14 protein-coding genes are annotated in these 18,732 nt (G+C 50.1%); 7 read left to right on the forward strand and 7 right to left on the reverse strand.

Annotation, left to right across the window (positions count from 1 at the left end; genetic code table 11):
* Positions 1–98 precede the first annotated feature (98 nt).
* From cydC to MHM93_RS17200, 5 genes are read right to left on the reverse strand one after another with little or no spacing between them, the layout of a single operon-like run.
* The gene (cydC, locus tag MHM93_RS17180) at positions 99–1,811 is read right to left on the reverse strand and encodes a thiol reductant ABC exporter subunit CydC (protein ID WP_239449958.1); all 1,713 of its coding nucleotides are present in this window, start codon (positions 1,809–1,811) and stop codon (positions 99–101) included.
* Positions 1,804–3,570, reverse strand: coding sequence for a thiol reductant ABC exporter subunit CydD (gene cydD, locus MHM93_RS17185; RefSeq protein WP_239449959.1), 1,767 nt, complete (start codon positions 3,568–3,570; stop codon positions 1,804–1,806). Before cydD ends, cydC begins: the two co-directional genes overlap by 8 nt.
* 3 nt (positions 3,571–3,573) lie before the next feature.
* Entirely contained in the window at positions 3,574–3,699 is a 126-nt protein-coding gene (gene cydX, locus MHM93_RS17190) for a cytochrome bd-I oxidase subunit CydX (RefSeq protein WP_022946769.1), read from the reverse strand.
* Positions 3,700–3,708: 9 nt separating this feature from the next.
* Positions 3,709–4,848 carry a cytochrome d ubiquinol oxidase subunit II gene (gene cydB / locus MHM93_RS17195; protein WP_275444315.1) on the reverse strand — a complete coding sequence of 380 codons (1,140 nt, stop codon included), beginning with the start codon at positions 4,846–4,848 and terminating at the stop codon, positions 3,709–3,711.
* Entirely contained in the window at positions 4,845–6,419 is a 1,575-nt protein-coding gene (locus MHM93_RS17200; protein ID WP_239449960.1) for a cytochrome ubiquinol oxidase subunit I, read from the reverse strand. Before MHM93_RS17200 ends, cydB begins: the two co-directional genes overlap by 4 nt.
* Positions 6,420–6,682: 263 nt before the next feature.
* Here MHM93_RS17200 and lpxB point away from each other — a divergent pair, with 263 nt between their 5' ends.
* From lpxB to MHM93_RS17230, 6 genes are read left to right on the forward strand one after another with little or no spacing between them, the layout of a single operon-like run.
* Complete coding sequence (lpxB, locus tag MHM93_RS17205) at positions 6,683–7,837, forward strand: lipid-A-disaccharide synthase (protein WP_239449961.1); 1,155 nt, start codon at positions 6,683–6,685, stop codon at positions 7,835–7,837.
* Positions 7,827–8,423, forward strand: a complete 597-nt coding sequence (gene rnhB, locus MHM93_RS17210; RefSeq protein WP_239449962.1) for a ribonuclease HII — start codon at positions 7,827–7,829, stop codon at positions 8,421–8,423. Before lpxB ends, rnhB begins: the two co-directional genes overlap by 11 nt.
* On the forward strand, positions 8,423–11,914 hold the full coding sequence (gene dnaE, locus MHM93_RS17215) for a DNA polymerase III subunit alpha (RefSeq protein WP_239449963.1): 3,492 nt from the start codon (positions 8,423–8,425) through the stop codon (positions 11,912–11,914). Before rnhB ends, dnaE begins: the two co-directional genes overlap by 1 nt.
* Before the next feature lie 16 nt (positions 11,915–11,930).
* A complete protein-coding gene (gene accA, locus MHM93_RS17220) occupies positions 11,931–12,887 on the forward strand; it encodes an acetyl-CoA carboxylase carboxyl transferase subunit alpha (RefSeq protein WP_022946673.1) in 957 nt (318 codons plus the stop codon).
* Between the two features lie 48 nt (positions 12,888–12,935).
* Entirely contained in the window at positions 12,936–14,255 is a 1,320-nt protein-coding gene (tilS, locus tag MHM93_RS17225; RefSeq protein ID WP_239449964.1) for a tRNA lysidine(34) synthetase TilS, read from the forward strand.
* Positions 14,228–14,575, forward strand: a complete 348-nt coding sequence (locus tag MHM93_RS17230; RefSeq protein ID WP_239449965.1) for a hypothetical protein — start codon at positions 14,228–14,230, stop codon at positions 14,573–14,575. Before tilS ends, MHM93_RS17230 begins: the two co-directional genes overlap by 28 nt.
* Here MHM93_RS17230 and MHM93_RS17235 read toward each other — a convergent pair.
* Positions 14,500–15,477 carry a GGDEF domain-containing protein gene (locus tag MHM93_RS17235; protein WP_239449966.1) on the reverse strand — a complete coding sequence of 326 codons (978 nt, stop codon included), beginning with the start codon at positions 15,475–15,477 and terminating at the stop codon, positions 14,500–14,502. The two genes, MHM93_RS17230 and MHM93_RS17235, sit on opposite strands and share 76 nt — an antisense overlap.
* Before the next feature lie 142 nt (positions 15,478–15,619).
* On the opposite strand from MHM93_RS17235, the gene MHM93_RS17240 reads away from it, so the two are divergent.
* Complete coding sequence (locus MHM93_RS17240; protein WP_239449967.1) at positions 15,620–17,587, forward strand: monovalent cation:proton antiporter-2 (CPA2) family protein; 1,968 nt, start codon at positions 15,620–15,622, stop codon at positions 17,585–17,587.
* Here MHM93_RS17240 and MHM93_RS17245 read toward each other — a convergent pair.
* Positions 17,584–18,723 (reverse strand): patatin-like phospholipase family protein, encoded by a 1,140-nt coding sequence (locus tag MHM93_RS17245; RefSeq protein ID WP_239449969.1) that lies wholly within the window; start codon positions 18,721–18,723, stop codon positions 17,584–17,586. The two genes, MHM93_RS17240 and MHM93_RS17245, sit on opposite strands and share 4 nt — an antisense overlap.
* Positions 18,724–18,732: the final 9 nt, after the last annotated feature.

Consider the following 18,732-nt stretch of genomic DNA (forward strand, 5'->3'; position numbering starts at 1 on the left):
AAGAGACGCCCACACCTGGCTCTAAAATACAAAACGCCCGATGAAGTACATCAGGCGTTTTAATCAAAATAAGTGTCAACTTATTTCAGGACTAGTCACTAGTTAATCACACTGGTTAGGCGGACATAATCACGGTGCTTTTGCAGTTGCTGATGTGTGCCCGTGGCCCTAACACGGCCCTGCTCGAGCCAAACTACTCGGTCCATACGGTTTAACAGCGTGCTTTCATGGGTCACGGTGATCACGGTACGAGTGTTAAACAGTGCCATTAAGGCGTCAATAACCAGCTCTTGGTTGCGGTTATCCAGTCCGCGTGTGGGCTCATCGAGTAACAGCACGCGCGGGTCGCGTAATAATTGCTGGGCAATGTGCAAACGTCGCGCTTCGCCTCCAGATAGAGTCCGCCCGCCAGTGCCCACGAGCGTATCGAGCTGATGCTCGGTTGTCGCGACAAAATCCTTCAGCTGCGCTTGCGCAAGCACCTGCCAAAGTTGCTGCTCGTTGGCATCGTCTTTCGCCAACAGCAAATTGTTCTTAATACTACTACTGAACACATGGCATTGTTGCGACAACATACCCAAGTGCTGGTAAAGCCAATGCGTGTTAAGACTCGAAAGCGGGCGAGAAAAACACTCCAGGCTGCCTGAGCTCGGCTGCAGCTGGGCACTGAGTAAGGCCAGTAGGGTGGACTTGCCAGCACCGCTGGCACCAACAATAGCCACTTTTGCGCCTTGCTGAATGGTGAAGCTGATATCTGTTATGCCGTTACTGCTACCGGGATAGGTGTAATTCAGTGCATGCAGGGAGTATACCTCTTGGCTAGTGAGCTCGCCTATCTCCTTAGCTTCATTGTGCTTGGGCTGCACCACCAATTGGCGTAAGCGCTCGCTGCTTGCCAATGTCAGCTCGAGTTTAAGCATGGCATCAGGGAGTGTTAGCACAATTTCAAATCCCCCGAGTACCAATAACATCAACATCGCCAGATTGACGTTAACCATAGCGCCACTGGTGACCATGGGGATCATGACGATAAGCACGAGAATAATGGTCAGTTGGCTAACAAATAATGACAGTCCCTGATGGCGCGCATACCAATTTTGTGAGCGTTGTTGTTCTTTAGCTAAAGCGTGTTGGGCATGATCGATGTGCTCCCAGTAGCGCTCACAGGCGCCGGCCAGTTGTAGCTCTTTTAACCCCCGGGTCGCTTCCACCAAGCGCTCATTAAGCTGTGTGTGAGCCGCTTGGGTGTGTGTGCCAATGCTCTTTAAGTTGCGGCTCAACCACCAGGGTAACAGTACGCCGCACAGCAGCAGTGCACTGACGCTGACCACCATCAACATTGTGCTATACAGGCTTAATACCCAAGCGAACAAAGGCAGCGCAACAAGGGCAAGTAAAACCGGCAACAGCACACCAATGTAAAACTCATCAAGGCGCTCAACATCGTCTTGCAATTGCGATAGCTGTTGGCCAATACTGGTGAATTGTTGTAAGGGCACTTTGGTGAGTGCTGCAAACACGCTCACTCGCAAGGTTTTAAGCACCAAAAACGTGGTGTTGTGATTGACCAAGCGTTGACCGTAACCACTGGCGGTGCGCACCACCGCCAAAAAACGAATAATGCCCGCTGGGGTAAAATAGTTCATGGTGATCCCTTGCAGCCCGGCACTGGCCATGGCTGCAAGAAACCAACCGGAGATCGCCAACAAAGTAACATTCGCTATTAAGGCGCACAGCGCCAGTGCCAAGCCAATGACTGCCCACTTTAGGTGTGGACGCAATAACGATAACAAAAACTGCCAATTAGCCATGATCGACCGCCGCTCCTTGGAGTAAGTGGTTGAGTGCTGAGTGGGGGTGCTGTATCAACTGTGAGTAATTACCTTGCTCAGCGATACGGCCATGCTCCATGACCACCACCTGCTGTGCATCGCTGATGGTATGCAAACGATGGGCAATAACGATAACTAAGCAGCGTTTGCTGAGCTGCTCTAAACACTGCTGCACATGCGCCTCACTGTGCTTATCAAGGGCCGCTGTGGGTTCATCTAAAAACAGCACATCGGGTTTGCCTAACAGGGCACGGGCCAAAGCTAGGCGCTGTATTTGCCCTCCGGATAACCCTTTACCGAGCTCGCCTATGGGGGTGTCGTAGCCTTGCGCGAGGGTCATAATGTAATCATCCAGAGCTACGTCTTTACAGACCGCGCGAATGGCACTCAGTGGTGCGTCTGGTTGCGCCAAGGCGACATTCTCGGCGATGCTGCCACTAAAGAGAGTCGGCGATTGGGCAACCCAAGCGATGCGCTGTTGATATTGCTGGATGTCTAAAGTATTTAAGGCGTGGTTGTTTATTTTAATGGCTCCGGCGACACTTGGCTTTAGGCCCATCAAGCAATCCAGTAATGTGGACTTGCCGCTGCCGCTTGCGCCGACAATGGCATGCAGACCGGGGCCGCAGAACGTAAGCGATAACTGCTGTAAGGTGTCGTGCTGGGCGTCGTCAAAGCGCCAGCACAGATTCTCGGTGCTCACTGTATGGATAGTGATATGGTTCGCTAATTGCTCACCTTTTAGGGGGTCGTTGTCTGCTTTTTGTAGCAGCGACAGCATTGAGCTGGCACTGGCTAAGCCTTTGAGCTTGGCATGGTAGTGCTGACCTAACTGGCGCAGCGGCAGATAAAACTCCGGCGCCAACAACAGCACCACAAAACCGGTGGCAAAATCTAACGAGCCAAAGTAAAGGCGAAAGCCAATAATCACAGCCACTAAGGCGATACTGATGGTCGCCAAAAATTCCAGTGCTAAGGTGGATATAAAGGCAATACGCAGTACCGAGAGGGTGGTGATGCGAAATTTATCGGCCATCAGCGCGACATTTTCAATTTGCTGGCGCTCGTTATTGAATAGCTTCAGCTGCACTAAGCCTTGTAGGCGGTCCATAAAATAATGGCCAAGACGCTGTAGCTGCTGCCAGTTTTGCTCATTGAGCGCCTCGGCTTTATAACCGATTAAAATCATGAAAAAAGGAATGAGTGGCGCCGTAACAAGAAAGATTAATCCAGATTGCCAGTCGATAGGAAACACCACCGCGATAATAGCGAGAGGGATGAAGCCTGCGTAAGCGACAGCGGGAATGTATTTGGCGAAGTAATCGTGCAGTGATTCCACGCCTTGGTTAAGGGTGTTGACCAACTGCGCGGGGCTGTGTTCAAGCTGACCTTGGCGCTGTTTTGTGACCATGGCTTGCCAAAGTGCATGGCGCATTTGTTGTTTTAGGGCAATGGCGCAGCGCTCACTGACATAGCGACTAACGCCACTGCACAGTGCTCGCAATACCACTATGCCAGCCAGTATGGCTAACTGGGTGTGCTGTTGTGCTAAGTGCTCATCTGCAAACATCACCGCATGGCAAATGTGTGCTAATAAGTAACAGCTCACTATCATCAGTAAGGCATTGACGATACCTAAAGAAATGCTTGTCAGCATCGCGCCATTTTGTGAGCGTGAAAAGTTTTTTAAAAAAACGCGCAGCTGGTTTTGCTGCGCGCGGTTGGGGCGGGGGGTCATTTATTAATCATGCTCCTTGTGATCGTCGGCCACACAATCATTATGCTGGCCCATCTCATACCACATGACGTTGATCACGCCGAAGGCAACAGCGAATAATACCCCTAAAATCCACGTAAAATACCACATAGTGCCTCCTTAATAGCTGCCATGGGTGTTGTTTTCAATCTCTTCACTGCTTACTCGGCGCCACATCTTCACATAACACCAAGTGGTGTAAGACAGTACTATGGGGAGCAGTATAGCGACCACAATAAACATGATATTCAAAGTCATGTGGCTGGAAACGGCGTCCCAAATGGTTAAGCTCATATTGGCGTCATGGCTGGAAGGCATAATGAACGGGAACAGGGATGCGCCAAAGGTCATAATAATGCCTAACAACATGATGCTCGAACAGATGAAGCCAAAACCAGGTCTACCCTTAAGTGAGCACAACAAGGCCAACAGACCTCCGGCAAACGCCAAGGTTGGGAACGCCAAGGTCCAACTGCGTTCGCTGTAATTGTTCAACCATAGACCAGTTGCCGTTGTCACTGTTTTTGCTAATGGGTCGGCATGGGCATTGGTATCGGCCATAGTGACAATCTGCATGCCGTCGATTTGCGTCAGCCACGCACCGGCCAAGGCAAAGCCAGCGAGGGCGACAACCAGCGCGATGCGACCGAAACGGGCGCTACGTGAAGCTACGGGCTCAGCGGTGCGCATTTGTAACCATACGCCACCGTGGCCAACCAGCATCGCTACACTGATCACACCGCATAGCAGCGCAAAAGGATTCAACAGCCCAAAGAAGGAGCCGTGATAGCTCACACGCATGAGGTTATCGATATGAATAGGCACCCCTTGCAACAAGTTACCAAAGGCCACCCCGAAAATCAGTGCTGGAATGAAACTACCGCAGAAAAGCGCCCAATCCCAGCGGTTCCGCCATGTTGGGTTATCCAGTTTCGAGCGATAGTCAAAGGCCAAGGGGCGGAAAAACAGCGCGAACAACACCAGCATCATGGCAAAGTAGAAGCCTGAAAAGGCAGCGGCATACACCATGGGCCAAGCGGCAAAGAGTGCACCGCCTGCGGTAATAAGCCAGACTTGGTTACCGTCCCAGTGTGCACCTACGGTGTTGATCACTACTCGGCGCTCGACATCCTGTTTGGCAACGAAAGGTAACAAGGTGGCAGCGCCCATATCCATGCCGTCAGTAATGGCAAAGCCAATGAGCAATGCGCCAATAAGCACCCACCAGATAAGTTTTAGCGTTTCATAATCAAATATCATGATTTGCTCTCCTGTAGTTGCTGTTGACGCTCGAAGTAATACTTACCTGTGTGCAGTGAGCTTGGCCCCTGCTTAATAAAGTGCAACATCAACCAGATTTCGATAATGGCCAATATGGTGTAAAAGGTAATAAAGCCAATTAAGGAGATAAGCACATCATTAAAGGTCAGACTCGAGGTGGCCATAAAGGTCGGTAATACCTCGGAAATAGCCCAAGGCTGGCGGCCATACTCAGCCACAAACCACCCTGTTTCAATGGCAATCCAGGGCAGTGGTATGGCAAATAACGCCGCTTTGAGTAGCCAACGTTTTTGCTCGATTTGGCGTTTAGCATTGTAATAAAACGCGGCGGCAAAGATCAGCAGCATCACCATGCCACAGGCAACCATAATACGAAATGCCCAAAACAGGGGCCCAACTTGCGGGATAGAGTCTTGCACCGCTTTTTGGATTTGCTCTTCATCGGCGTTATACACGTCATCCAAATAACGCTTTAATAGTAAGCCGTAGCCTAAGTCGTCTTTGTACTGATTGAATTGACGAATATTTTCTGGTGTTTCCTCGCCATTACGCAGCTTTTCCAAGTAGCGATAAGCCACCATACCACTGCGGATACGTTGTTCATGGTTTTGTTGCAACTCTTTAATGCCGGTGACTTCCTCATCCAGCGAGCGGGTAGCAATAATGCCCATAACATAGGGGATTTTTACCGCCGCATGGGTTTGTTGTGTTTCAGAGTCTGGAAAACCAAATAACGTGAAAGCAGCTGGGGCAGGCTCAGTTTCCCACTCCGCTTCAATCGCCGCGAGTTTCACTTTTTGCACCTCGCCGACCTCGTAGCCGGACTCATCGCCGAGCAGAATCACGCATAATACCGAGGCTAAGCCAAAACTACAGGCAACCGAAAACGAGCGTTTAGCAAAAGCAACATCACGACCGCGAAGAATATAAAAGGCGCTGATCCCAAGCACAAACATAGAGGCGGCAACATAGCCGGCAGAGACGGTATGAATAAACTTAACCTGTGCCACTGGGTTGAACACCAATTCGGCAAAGCTTTGCATTTCCATACGCATGGTCAGGTAGTTAAACTCTGAACCCACAGGGTTTTGCATCCAGCCATTGGCGACTAAAATCCACAGCGCGGAAAGGTTGGTGCCCACTGCCATAAAGAAGGTTACCCCCAAGTGCTGCACTTTACTGAGCCGATCCCAGCCTAGAAAGAACATGCCGACCAAGGTGGACTCTAAGAAAAACGCCATCAGCCCTTCAATGGCAAGGGGCGCACCGAAGATATCACCAACGTAATGAGAATAATAAGACCAGTTGGTACCAAACTCGAACTCCATAGTCAGTCCGGTGGCCACCCCTAAGGCGAAGTTAATACCAAATAACTTCCCCCAGAATTTCGTCATATCACGGTAAATTTCGCGCCCTGTCATTACATAGACAGACTCCATTATCACCAAAATCCATGTCATCCCTAACGTGAGCGGCACGAACAAAAAGTGATAGAAGGCAGTGATTGCAAATTGTAGACGGGAAATGTCTACAAAGGATTCATCTATCATGGAACACCCCTTAATGTAAGCTTGTTTAAAGTTTCAGTAATTACTGAAACTTTCGTTAGTATCCAGACTACTGCTTACGAAGTCAACACAATATTAGCAACATCTAATTTAAAAGAAAGGCACACAGGAAAAATATCAACCAGCTCATCAAGCTAGGGCGTAGAAGGATTGTGCATTTAATAGCAACGAGGTTTTAAGCGCATCGCAAACAGGGTAGACTAGGCGATTAATAACAACAGCCCAAAGTGGAATCTGTCCCCAATATGAGCGCCACTCAACCTCTTCGCATCGGCATCGTTGCCGGTGAAATGTCCGGTGACATTCTTGGTGAAGGCCTAATAAAAGCCATTAAACAACGCCACCCTGATGCCCAGTTCGTCGGTATTGGCGGTCCCCGTATGAACGCCCTCGGGTGTGAAAGCTTGTTTGATATGGAAGAGCTCTCGGTAATGGGACTCGTTGAGGTGCTCTCGCGCTTGCCTAAGCTGTTAAAGATTCGCAAAGGATTGGTGCAGCACTTTATCGACAATCCCCCTGATGTATTTATTGGCATTGATGCGCCCGATTTTAATTTGCGCGTTGAGCTGCCATTGAAGCAAGCGGGGATCACCACTGTGCATTATGTCAGTCCTTCGGTGTGGGCGTGGCGACAAAAGCGCATTCATAACATCGCCAAAGCCACCAATTTAGTGCTGTCGCTGCTGCCTTTTGAGAAGGCCTTTTATGACAAGCACCAAGTGCCATGCACCTTTGTCGGCCATACCTTAGCCGATGATATCGCTGTAGAGCAAAGCAACCAGCATGCAAGAGCGCAACTGGGGCTCAGTAGCGACGATAAAGTGTTGGCGCTGTTACCGGGTAGTCGTGGCTCGGAAGTGGGGCTACTGACACCCACCTATGCGCAAACGGCCGAGCGTCTGCAGCAAGCTAATCCAGACTTAAAAGTTGTGGTGCCCTTGGTGAACGAAGCGCGCAAAGCGCAGTTCTTAGCGTTGCAACAACAACATGCACCGAAGTTAAACGCGCTATTACTTGATGGTCAATCGAGCTTAGCGATGCAAGCCAGTGACGCTATTTTACTGGCGTCGGGAACCGCCTCACTGGAAGGGATGTTGTATAAAAAGCCTATGGTGGTGGGATACAAGCTCAAAGCCATGACCTATTGGATGGTGCAGCATGTGTTTACCTTCACCATCAAGTACTTCTCGTTGCCTAATTTGTTGGCTGACGAGGAGCTGGTTCCCGAGTTTTTACAGCACCAGTGCAATGTCGATAACTTATGCGCCGCGCTTGAGCCTAAGTTATACGGGGATAATCAAGCCTTGATTGCGCGTTTTACGCAAATCCATAAAGACATTCGCTGCGATGCCAGTGCTCAAGCAGCCAAAGCCGTATTGGAGCTTATTGATGCAGATTAATCGTCCCGATGTTCAGTATATTGCCGGTGTAGATGAAGTGGGGCGTGGCCCGCTGGTGGGGGATGTGGTGACCGCAGCGGTGATCCTTGACCCCAATAAACCGATAGCCGGACTAAGTGATTCAAAAAAGCTGAGCGATAAAAAGCGCACCGCCTTAAGTGCTGAGATAAAAGAAAAGGCATTGAGTTACTGTATTGCCCGTGCCAGTGTCAGCGAGATAGATGAGCTCAATATCTTGCACGCGACCATGCTTGCCATGTCGCGAGCTGTGGCGGGGCTTGATATTACTCCTGACTTTGTCTTTGTTGATGGTAATCGCCTACCGCAGCTCGATGTGGCTGCACAAGCCGTGGTCAAAGGCGACGCGCTGGTGGCTGAAATCAGCGCCGCTTCGATTTTAGCTAAGGTGGCGCGGGATGAGGAAATGATAGCCTTGGATGCGCAATTCCCCGAATATGGCTTTGCGGGCCATAAAGGCTACCCAACTAAAGCTCATTTTGCGGCATTGGCTGAACATGGAGCCACCGAGTTTCACCGTAAGAGCTTTAAACCGGTGCAGCGTGTACTCGCTGAGCGGGGGAAATAATGGCCGCACCTGAATTTGTCCATCTGCGCGTTCACAGCGACTTTTCCATGGTTGATGGCTTGGCTAAAACCAAGCCTATTGTCAGTGCGGCGCAAGCACAGCAGCTCAGCGCCTTAGCCATTACCGACCAAATGAACCTGTGTGGTCTGGTGCGTTTTTATGGTGCCGCCCATGGCGCTGGGATAAAACCCATTGTCGGCGCCGATATTTGGCTCAATAGCCCGGAGTTTCCCGATGAGCCTTGTCGTTTGGTGGTGTTGGCAAAGAATAACGAAGGCTATAACAACCTCACCTTACTGATTTCTAAAGCCTATTTGCGTGGCCATGTGATGCACCGCGCTATGGTTGACCGTCAGTGGTTGGCCGAGCACAGTGACGGGCTAATTTTACTCAGTGGCGGCAAGGACGGTGACTTGGGCAAGGCGCTGCTTAAGGGCAATGCTGGAGTGATTGAAGAGATCAGCCAATTTTACCGCCAACATTTTGCCGGCAATTTCTACCTTGAATTAATGCGCACCGGGCGCGCTGATGAAGAAAGCTACTTACATTTGGCCGTTGAGCACGCGACAGCCCATCAACTGCCTGTGGTAGCAACCAATGAAGTGGTGTTTCTTGAGCAGCAAGATTTCGAGCCCCATGAAATTCGTGTCGCCATCCATGACGGCTATACCTTAGAGGATAAGCGCCGACCGAAGCGCTTCTCCAGCGAACAGTATTTAAAAACCCCAGCGCAAATGGCCGAGCTATTCAGTGATATTCCTGAGGCGCTCGCCAATACCGTTGAAATCGCCAAGCGCTGTAACGTGACCGTCCAGCTAGGCACTTACTTTTTGCCAGATTACCCCACCGGTTCGCTGAAAATAGACGACTTCTTGGTTAAAGTCTCTCGTGAAGGTTTAGAAGAGCGGTTGCAATTCCTGTTTCCTGATGAGCAGGTACGCGCTGAGCGTCGCGGCGAATATGACGAGCGCCTGCAAATAGAGCTCGATGTTATTAACCAGATGGGTTTCCCCGGTTACTTCTTAATCGTTATGGAATTCATCCAGTGGTCCAAAGATAACAATATCCCAGTGGGCCCAGGACGTGGTTCCGGTGCCGGTTCACTGGTGGCGTATGCCCTGAAAATTACCGACTTAGACCCGCTGCAATTCGATTTACTATTCGAGCGCTTTTTGAACCCCGAGCGGGTCTCAATGCCGGATTTCGATGTCGACTTTTGTATGGACCGACGGGATGAGGTGATTGATCACGTTTCCAAATTATATGGTCGTGATGCAGTATCACAGATCATCACCTTTGGTACTATGGCCGCGAAGGCGGTGATCCGCGATGTGGGGCGGGTATTGGGCCATCCCTACGGGTTTGTTGACCGTATTTCCAAATTGGTGCCTGGCGACCCGGGTATGACCTTGGAAAAAGCCTTTGAGGTTGAGCCGCGACTGCCAGAGGCCTATGACGGCGATGAGGAAGTGCGCGATCTCATTGATATGTGCCGTATTCTTGAAGGCTGTACGCGAAACGCCGGTAAGCACGCTGGCGGCGTGGTGATATCGCCGACCACCATCACTGATTTTGCGGCGCTGTATTGTGATGAGGAAGGCAAGTTCCCGGTCACGCAATTCGATAAAAATGACGTGGAAACCGCCGGCTTAGTGAAGTTTGACTTCCTCGGTCTGCGTACCTTGACCATCTTGCAGTGGGCACTGGATATGACCAACGAGCGCCTAGCCCGTGAAGGCAAGGAGCCGGTGGACATCAATGCCATTCCCCTCAATGACCGCGCCAGTATCGACCTGCTGTTACGAGCCGAAACCACAGCGGTCTTCCAGCTCGAATCGCGCGGGATGAAGGATCTTATCCGCCGCCTGAAGCCGGACTGCTTTGAGGATATGATAGCCCTGGTGGCCTTATTCCGACCTGGTCCCTTGCAATCGGGCATGGTTGATAACTTTATCGACCGTAAGCACGGACGCGAAGAAATCTCCTACCCAGATTCGCAGTATCAGCATGACAGCTTGAAACCGATTTTGGAGCCCACCTACGGGGTTATCCTTTATCAGGAGCAAGTCATGCAGATTGCTCAGGTACTCGCTGGCTACTCACTCGGTGGCGCAGATTTGCTACGTCGAGCCATGGGTAAGAAAAAGCCAGAAGAGATGGCAAAGCAGCGTTCAACCTTTGCTGAAGGGGCGCAAAGTCAGGGAATTGACAGCGAACTGGCGATGAAAATCTTTGACTTGGTGGAAAAATTCGCTGGGTACGGATTTAACAAATCGCACTCTGCTGCCTACGCCTTGGTGTCTTACCAAACCCTGTGGATGAAAACCCATTACCCCGCTGAATTTATGGCGGCGGTGATGTCAGCAGATATGGATAACACCGATAAAATCGTGACCTTGGTTGATGAGTGCGAGAATATGAAGCTCGCCTTGTTGCCTCCGGATGTTAATGCCGGTCTCTACAAGTTTACGGTGAATCGCCAAGGTGAGATTGTGTACGGTATCGGCGCCATCAAAGGCGTGGGTGAAGGACCTGTTGAAGCCATTCTCAGTGCCCGCGAGCAGGATGGTCCGTTTAAAGATCTCTTTGATTTTTGTGCACGGGTGGATTTAAAACGCCTAAATAAACGGGTGATTGAAAAGCTCATTATGTCGGGGGCCATGGATAAGCTTGGCCCAGACCAAGTACAAGGTGGACGTGCTATTTTAATGGCCTCACTGCCTGAAGCGATTAAATCAGCCGAGCAGCACAACAAGGCCGAGCAATTAGGCCAAGGCGATATGTTTGGGCTGTTGGCTACTGAACCTGAGGAAGTCAAACAAGCCTTTAAGCGGGTGCCTTATTTTACTGATAACCAATGGTTGGATGGCGAGCGCGAAACGCTGGGGCTGTTTTTAACCGGCCATCCTATTAACCAATATCGCAGTGAGCTTAAACATTACACCAGCGGCAAGTTGGTGGATTTAGTGCCCACAGAGCGTGATGTGCAAACCACAGCGGCCGGGCTGGTGATAAATGCACGCACCTTGGTTAATAAAAAGAATAAACGTTGGGGATTGCTGACCTTAGATGACAAGAGTGCGCGAATTGATGTACGCTTATTCCCAGAACAGTTCGAAACTTTCCAAGAATTGCTACAAATCAACAATATCTTGGTTATAACCGGACAGGTCAGCTTTGATAACTTCTCTGGCGGCATTACAATGACCGCCAGAGACGTCTGTACACTCGCTGAGGCCCGTGAAAAGCGCATTAAAGCGATGAAAATGACGGTAGATATGGCGAAAATTGATGCTAACTTCTTCGAAAAGTTAGAGAAAGTGCTGGAACCATATAAGTTCGGTACGTGTCCGATAAAAGTCGTTTATCGCCGGCCGGACGCCTTAGCCGAGCTAGAACTAGGAACACAATGGTGTGTGACGCCAGCGGATGATTTGATTCATAAGTTATCCTTACTGACGGCGCAAGATATCGAATTAGAATTTAATTAAATGGGTTAATTAGAGCATGAGTCTCAATTATTTGGATTTCGAACTGCCAATTGCCGAATTGGAAGCGAAGATTGAAGAGTTACGCACAGTGAGTCGTGCTGGCGAACTAGATTTAGGGCTGGAAGAAGAAGTCAGCCGTTTAAAAGAGAAAAATGTCGAACTAACTGAAAAGATTTTCTCTGAGTTAGGCGCATGGCAAGTTTCGCAGTTAGCGCGTCACCCTTTGCGTCCTTATACGCGCGACTACATTGAACGTATTTTTACCGAATTTGATGAACTAGCGGGCGATCGTGCCTTCGCTAACGACCCTGCTATTCTCGGTGGTGTAGCCCGTTTAGACGGCGAACCAGTGATGGTGATCGGCCAGCAAAAGGGCCGTGATACGGCAGAGAAGATCAAGCGCAATTTTGGCATGCCTAAACCGGAAGGGTATCGCAAAGCGCTGCGCCTAATGGAAATGGCCGAACGTTTCAAAATGCCTATATTCACCTTTATCGACACCCCTGGAGCCTATCCTGGTGTGGGTGCCGAGGAGCGCGGCCAAAGTGAAGCAATTGCTCGTAATTTGAAGGTCATGGCGGCATTGAAAGTGCCAACAGTATGTACCGTGATAGGTGAAGGTGGCTCTGGTGGTGCATTAGCCATTGGTGTTGGCGACCGAGTGAACATGTTGCAATACAGTACCTACTCAGTGATCTCCCCTGAAGGCTGTGCATCGATTCTATGGAAAAGTGCAGAAAAAGCGCCCTTGGCAGCCGAGGCCATGGGTGTGACCGCGCAGCGAGTGAAAGAGCTTGATCTCATCAATACCGTCATTGAAGAGCCTTTAGGCGGCGCTCATCGCAACTACGATGCCATGGCGAAAAGCCTTAAAGCACAGCTTAAGCGCGATTTAGCCGAGCTGCGTGAACATAGCGTTGACGAGATGCTTGATGCTCGCTATCAGCGCTTAATGAGCTTTGGTTACTGTTAAGCCATCGCTAGTAAGGCCGATATTTGTCGGCCTTTTTATTGCCTACCTATGCAAGATACCTTTTCCTCAGAGCTTGATGCTTTACTGAAATGTGTGCCAGACACAAAAGGATTGGCGGTGGCCCTAAGCGGTGGCCTCGATTCTATGGTGCTTTTAGAGTTGGCTTGGCGCTATGCTCAGCGTGAAAACCTAGCGCTGTGTGCTATTCACGTTCATCATAACTTGAGCGCTCACGCCGATCAGTGGTTAGACTTCTGTGCACAGCAGTGTGAGCAGCGTGAGATAGCGTTTTTCAGCGAGCATGTCCACATTGGCACACAAACGCGTCGTGGTATTGAAGATAAAGCTCGGCAAGAGCGATATCAAGCACTTGATAGCTGTGCGCCAGCGGGTTATGTGTTGCTACTTGGTCAGCACCGCGACGACCAAGTGGAAACCTTCTTTTTACGCCTTAAACGTGGTGCTGGGTTGAAAGGGCTTGGTGGCATGCAGGCGTTGAGCTATTGGCATCAACGGCCGCTACTACGGCCCCTGTTGGGTTTTTCTCGCGCCGAGCTTAACGAGTATGCAGAGCGTCAGGGCCTGCTTCATATTCATGATGAATCAAACGATGATAACGGCTTTGATCGTAATTTTTTACGCAATCAAGCATTACCGCTGCTCAGTGCGCGTTTTAACGGTTTTTATAAAAAAGTCGCGCAGAGTATGGCAATCATACAGCGCCAGCAAAAGTTGTTGGATGAAATTGCGCACGATGATATTGCTAACGCCCACGCCCAGAGCTCACTTAATCTAACATCACTACGTAAACTCAGCGGCGCACGCTACCACAATGCGCTACGTTATTGGCTACACAGCCATGATGTGGTGATGCCCAGTGAAAAGCAACTACAGGACTTAGCTCAGCAGTTATCGTGCGCTCGCGCTGACAGTCAGATGCAAGTGGTATTGAAGCGTTTGCACGGCTCGTCATGTGTATTACGCCGATATCAAGACCATGCTTATTTGTGCACGGAGCAACCGAGCTTGGAAGCGCAGCGTTTAAGCACTGATTGTACGAGTGTGACGTTGAGTGATGGCACCGTACTGAGTGCTCAAGCAGGCGAAGGAGTGCGCCCTCTAGAGGGAGCAGAGCAGTTGAGCGTGCGCTTTGGACAGCTAAGTAGCGTAATTCGTCCTCATAATAAAGCGCACTCTAAGAAGTTGTCACAGTGGTTTAAAGCCCTGCAAGTGCCTCCGTGGCAGCGTCAACGCGTGCCGCTTATATACTACGATGATGTCTTGGTGGCCGTGGTCGGCTATTTCTATAATTATGATTATTTCAGCAAAAACGGAGTACAATGGCAGTGCAGCGAACGCCCCAAGTAGGTTTATCTTTAGTCAACAAAGCCCCGGCGGCACTAGCCGTTACCTTCACGTTATTAGTGGTGGCGCTGCTGCTGAGCACATTACATGTCAATGTATTGGCATATGCAGGTTTCAGTGGCGTGTTATGCGGTGCTTTGTTACTCGCTTACTGGCTAGGCAAGGGCGGCATGTTTTTCATGCTCGGGGTACTGGCACCGCTGGTGAGTGTTATTGCCATTGATATACCCAGCTTTACATCCTTGTTTCAGCTGATTTTGGCATTTTTCTCTGGGTTTTGGCTGCTATTGTGTGTGTTTAAGTTAGTGCGCTCTAAAGCGTGACTGTTAGCTTCACCATAATGGGTATCGCGGCCTAAGTTCTTCGCCTGATATAAGGCTTTGTCGGCGCGAGCAAATAAACTCATACTAGAGTCTTTGGCCTCAGCCAAGGCATAACCAATACTGCTTGTCACACCATGACGAGACATCAACGCATTGGCATGCACCGCCTTTTGCACTCGCTCGGCGACAACTTGGTTGGTATCAAAATCGTCGTCGTCAATCAGCACCGCGAACTCATCGCCGCCAAAACGAAAGACCGAGTCGGTACCGCGTACTGAACTTTTTAGGATCATGGCAAACTCTTGTAGCGTTTCATCGCCCACTTGGTGGCCCTGTTGGTCGTTAACCTGCTTAAAGTTATCTAAATCCAATAGCATCAAGCTGAAAGGACGGTTCTGACGGCGGCAAACCTCGAGCTTCTTTTCCATGCCAATATTGAAGTCGCTGCGATTATTCAGCCCCGTTAATGGGTCGCGCGTAGCCAGGCGTAACACCCGATTGTAGGTGAGGGCGTTGCGCAGTGGATAGCTGAGTATTTGGTGCCATTGTTTTAGCTGCGTACATAGCTGATCGCTAAACGGGCTGTGGCTGTAGTACACCAGTTGCCCGAGATGCTCTCGTTCAACGTCAATATCGAAGCGATTGGCGACGCTGGTGTTGCGGCTGTTGCTCATTTCACTGACGCCCAAACTACTGTGTAACTGCAGGCCATCAAAGCTGGCGTAAGGCGCCACAAATTGCGCGAACGTATCAAGCAACACCACCACTTCCAGACTACGCTGAAGTTGCTGGGTTAACGCCACGACATTGACCGCAGATTGCGGGCGGCAAAACGATGCCGCTTGCTGCTGATCATGGCTTGATTGTGTATTGGCATAAGTCAAAATGTGGACATTATCCATCTATTGCACTCCCAGACTAAATTCGTAGTGTTTATAAGCGAAAAACATGCCAAATTTTTAAACTGGATATAAAACAAGCCCTTGCTATAGTTAATGGTAAAGTATTAGCCCAGAGTCAGGTCTTTGACGCCAAAGGAGTGCCATGCAACAGCTGTTTATTGAATTGATGGGTCTATTACTCAGTGCGGTGATCTTAGTGTGGATGTTTAAACGCCTTGGATTGCCGCCTATCTTAGCGTACTTAGCCACAGGGCTGTTGGCCGGACCGCATGGATTTGCCTGGCTTGCTAATGGCCATGAAATGCATGGTATCGCTGAGCTTGGCATTGTCTTTTTATTATTCAGTTTGGGCCTCGAATTCTCCCTGCCACGCTTGATTGCCATGCGCAACATCGTATTTGGTGTTGGCTTACTGCAAGTGGTGCTCACTTCTTCGGTGTTTTTCTTGTTGTTGTGGGGTTTTGCGTTTGACGCGTTGAGCGCGTTTGCCATCGCGACGCTCATGGCGTTGTCCTCCACGGCGGTGGTGGTTAAATGCTTGAAGGACACCGGGCAGCTGCAGAAACGGCGCGGTCAACTCGCAGTTGGGGTGTTGCTGTTTCAAGATTTAGCCGTGGTACCGCTGCTTATTACCATCCCGTTACTGGCCAGTGATACTGAGCAGTCATTGACCTATAGTTTGGCAATGGCTTTGGCCAAAGGGGCCGTTGTGTGCACCTTGCTGTGGGCCATCGGCAAATGGTGTTTGCCACGGATCTTCAATGAAGTGGCGCGGATGCGTAATGAAGAGCTGTTTGTATTAACCACTTTATTGGTGACATTATTTGCCGGTGGGCTGACTTACTGGTTCGGGTTATCCATGGCGTTAGGGGCTTTTTTAGCGGGAATGATGTTGGGTGAAAGCCAGTACCGTCACCAACTGGAGAGTGATATTCGGCCGTTCCGGGACATCCTTATGGGGCTCTTTTTTGTCACCGTGGGGATGCAGTTAGACCTAGCCTATGTATTAATGCATGCGCATATTATTTTCGCCGCGTTAGCGGTGTTGATGCTCAGTAAACTGGTGTTACTGGCTGGCATTGCGCAACTGATGGGAGAGCGCAAAAGCGATGCTTTAAGTGCAGGCCTGATGCTCTGTCAAATGGGGGAATTTGGCTTTGTGTTGGTGGCTTTAGCTGGGAACCAGGGAATTTTTGCCGGTGAGTTGGCGTCGTTTCTCATCGCCTTAGGGGTGTTTTCCATGGCCATTACACCGTATTTAATAGAGCACTCGCCTAAGTGGGTACATCATCTTTTTCGCGCAAGTACTGAAGCCCCCGAGCGCATTGAGTGTGTTGATGAAAGCCTTAGTGAGCATGTGATAATTTGTGGCTACGGGCGAGTTGGACAAAATATCGGGCGTTTTCTTTCCAGTGAGGCGTTGCCTTTTGTTGCCATTGAACTGGACCCTTACCTCGTGCAACAAGGAAGAAATTCCGGTTACCATGCGATGTTTGGCGATGTCACGCAAAAAAGCATTCTTGAGCGCGCAGGAACGGCACAGGCGCGTTTGGTGGTGATTACCTTCACTGATCTTAGCAAGGTACAAATGGTCGCCGAGGTAGTGAAACAAGTCGCGCCGCAGGTGAATATTCTCGCGCGCATGCCCGATGATGCCCATCTTGATGAGTTAAAAGAAAGTGGCGTGTCAGAGGTCGTGCCTGAGTCGTTAGAAGCCAGCCTGATGTTGTCGTCTCATGTACTATTTATGAGTGGGGTGCCGATGAAGCGTATTATTCGTCGGGTTAGCCAAGAGCGAGAAAACCGTTACTCCTTATTGCACAGTTATTATATTAGTGATGAGGCGCCACACCGCGATGAAAACACCGAGCGTTTAGAGTACTTGCATGTATTTGCCTTGGCAGATAACGCCTATGCCGTGGGTAAAACCATCGCCGAGCTCAACCTGCAAGCACGGCGTGTGAGTATTGCCGCACTGCGTCGTCAAGGACGTGAGATAGAAGCGCCCAGTATTGAAACCAGTCTACAGGGGCATGACGTGTTGGTGTTAAAGGGCAAACCTCGGCGAGTAGAGCGTTGCGAGCGCTTTTTACTCAATGGCGGCAGTTAATCGAGACACAAAAACGCGCGCAGTTGCTCCAGTTGCGCCAGCCCGTCCTGATAACCTAGCTCCATCAAGTGTTGTGTATAACGGCGTTCAAACAACAAGTAGCTCGGCAAGCTCGACTCACTGTAGCGTTTTACGCCGATACCACGTAGTAGGGTGCGAATCGCCAGCGGCATGTCATCGTAATACTCGCTACTAATGGCATTAAAGTTATGTGATGGGTTGATCACCATCGTATCGATATGTTTAAGTTCACGATGTTTATCTTTCGCGCTCAACAATCCCACCGTACGGTTAATGCGCTCAAGGCGCTCTAAATCACCATGCAGTGTGTCAGCAAACACGCTGTCCAACAGATGCCCCGCGATATGCGAAATGCCCGGGTAGTGCGGCGCATATTTACGATGTTCCTCTTTGGGTTGTTCAACACCGATAACAAAGATGCGCTCGGCACCAAGATGAATGGCGCTGGACAGGGGAGACATCTGGTGAATGGAACCATCACCATAGTACTGATGTCGAATCTTTACGCTGGGAAAGACCACGGGAATAGCACTGGAGGCCATCAGGTGTTCTAAATGGATGCGAGCTTTGACACCCTGACGTTTGGCCCGCCGCCAGGGTTTTGCCTCATTGCTTTGATAGAAGGTAACGGAGTCGCCGGTACTGTAGTTAGATGCAGTGACTGCTAACGCATCGAGCACACCACGGTGAATGTTACGGTCGATACGCTCCATAGGCAGCACGTCGGCTAATAACTGCCGCAAAGGGGCATTGTTGAATAAGCTCGCTGGGGCATGATTGGCGTGCCCAGAGCGAAAGCTCGATAAAATGTTTTTTATAAGATGGCCAAATACATGCGCAAAATCACTGCGATAAACATCGCTGGTGTGAAACTGTCCCCAGACTTGCTCAAGCTTGCGGCTCGCCAAATGAGCACACGAAGCCCAACATCCAAGCGCCACAGAGTTAATTGCTCCGGCAGAGGTGCCTGTGATCACTTTAAATGGCAGTGGCGCCGTTCTTGGAAGGCTTTGTGTTAGCGCTTTGAGGACACCTACTTGATAAGCGGCTCGCGCGCCGCCGCCGCTCAGTAGCAACGCTGTTCCAGCGCGACCGCAATTAGTTTGCTTTCGCATTGTATTTGC

The sequence above is a fragment of the Pseudoalteromonas sp. MM17-2 genome, from assembly GCF_022347945.1.
In the GTDB taxonomy this organism is placed as follows: domain Bacteria; phylum Pseudomonadota; class Gammaproteobacteria; order Enterobacterales; family Alteromonadaceae; genus Pseudoalteromonas; species Pseudoalteromonas ruthenica.

Excerpts from the sequence above, each read along its gene's own strand:
- cydC (WP_239449958.1), bottom strand. The coding sequence starts at position 1,811 with ATGGCTAATTGGCAGTTTTTGTTATCGTTATTGCGTCCACACCTAAAG.
- cydD (WP_239449959.1), bottom strand. The coding sequence starts at position 3,570 with ATGACCCCCCGCCCCAACCGCGCGCAGCAAAACCAGCTGCGCGTTTTT.
- cydX (WP_022946769.1), bottom strand. The coding sequence starts at position 3,699 with ATGTGGTATTTTACGTGGATTTTAGGGGTATTATTCGCTGTTGCCTTC.
- cydB (WP_275444315.1), bottom strand. The coding sequence starts at position 4,848 with ATGATATTTGATTATGAAACGCTAAAACTTATCTGGTGGGTGCTTATT.
- MHM93_RS17200 (WP_239449960.1), bottom strand. The coding sequence starts at position 6,419 with ATGATAGATGAATCCTTTGTAGACATTTCCCGTCTACAATTTGCAATC.
- lpxB (WP_239449961.1), top strand. The coding sequence starts at position 6,683 with ATGAGCGCCACTCAACCTCTTCGCATCGGCATCGTTGCCGGTGAAATG.
- rnhB (WP_239449962.1), top strand. The coding sequence starts at position 7,827 with ATGCAGATTAATCGTCCCGATGTTCAGTATATTGCCGGTGTAGATGAA.
- dnaE (WP_239449963.1), top strand. The coding sequence starts at position 8,423 with ATGGCCGCACCTGAATTTGTCCATCTGCGCGTTCACAGCGACTTTTCC.
- accA (WP_022946673.1), top strand. The coding sequence starts at position 11,931 with ATGAGTCTCAATTATTTGGATTTCGAACTGCCAATTGCCGAATTGGAA.
- tilS (WP_239449964.1), top strand. The coding sequence starts at position 12,936 with ATGCAAGATACCTTTTCCTCAGAGCTTGATGCTTTACTGAAATGTGTG.
- MHM93_RS17230 (WP_239449965.1), top strand. The coding sequence starts at position 14,228 with ATGGCAGTGCAGCGAACGCCCCAAGTAGGTTTATCTTTAGTCAACAAA.
- MHM93_RS17235 (WP_239449966.1), bottom strand. The coding sequence starts at position 15,477 with ATGGATAATGTCCACATTTTGACTTATGCCAATACACAATCAAGCCAT.
- MHM93_RS17240 (WP_239449967.1), top strand. The coding sequence starts at position 15,620 with ATGCAACAGCTGTTTATTGAATTGATGGGTCTATTACTCAGTGCGGTG.
- MHM93_RS17245 (WP_239449969.1), bottom strand. The coding sequence starts at position 18,723 with ATGCGAAAGCAAACTAATTGCGGTCGCGCTGGAACAGCGTTGCTACTG.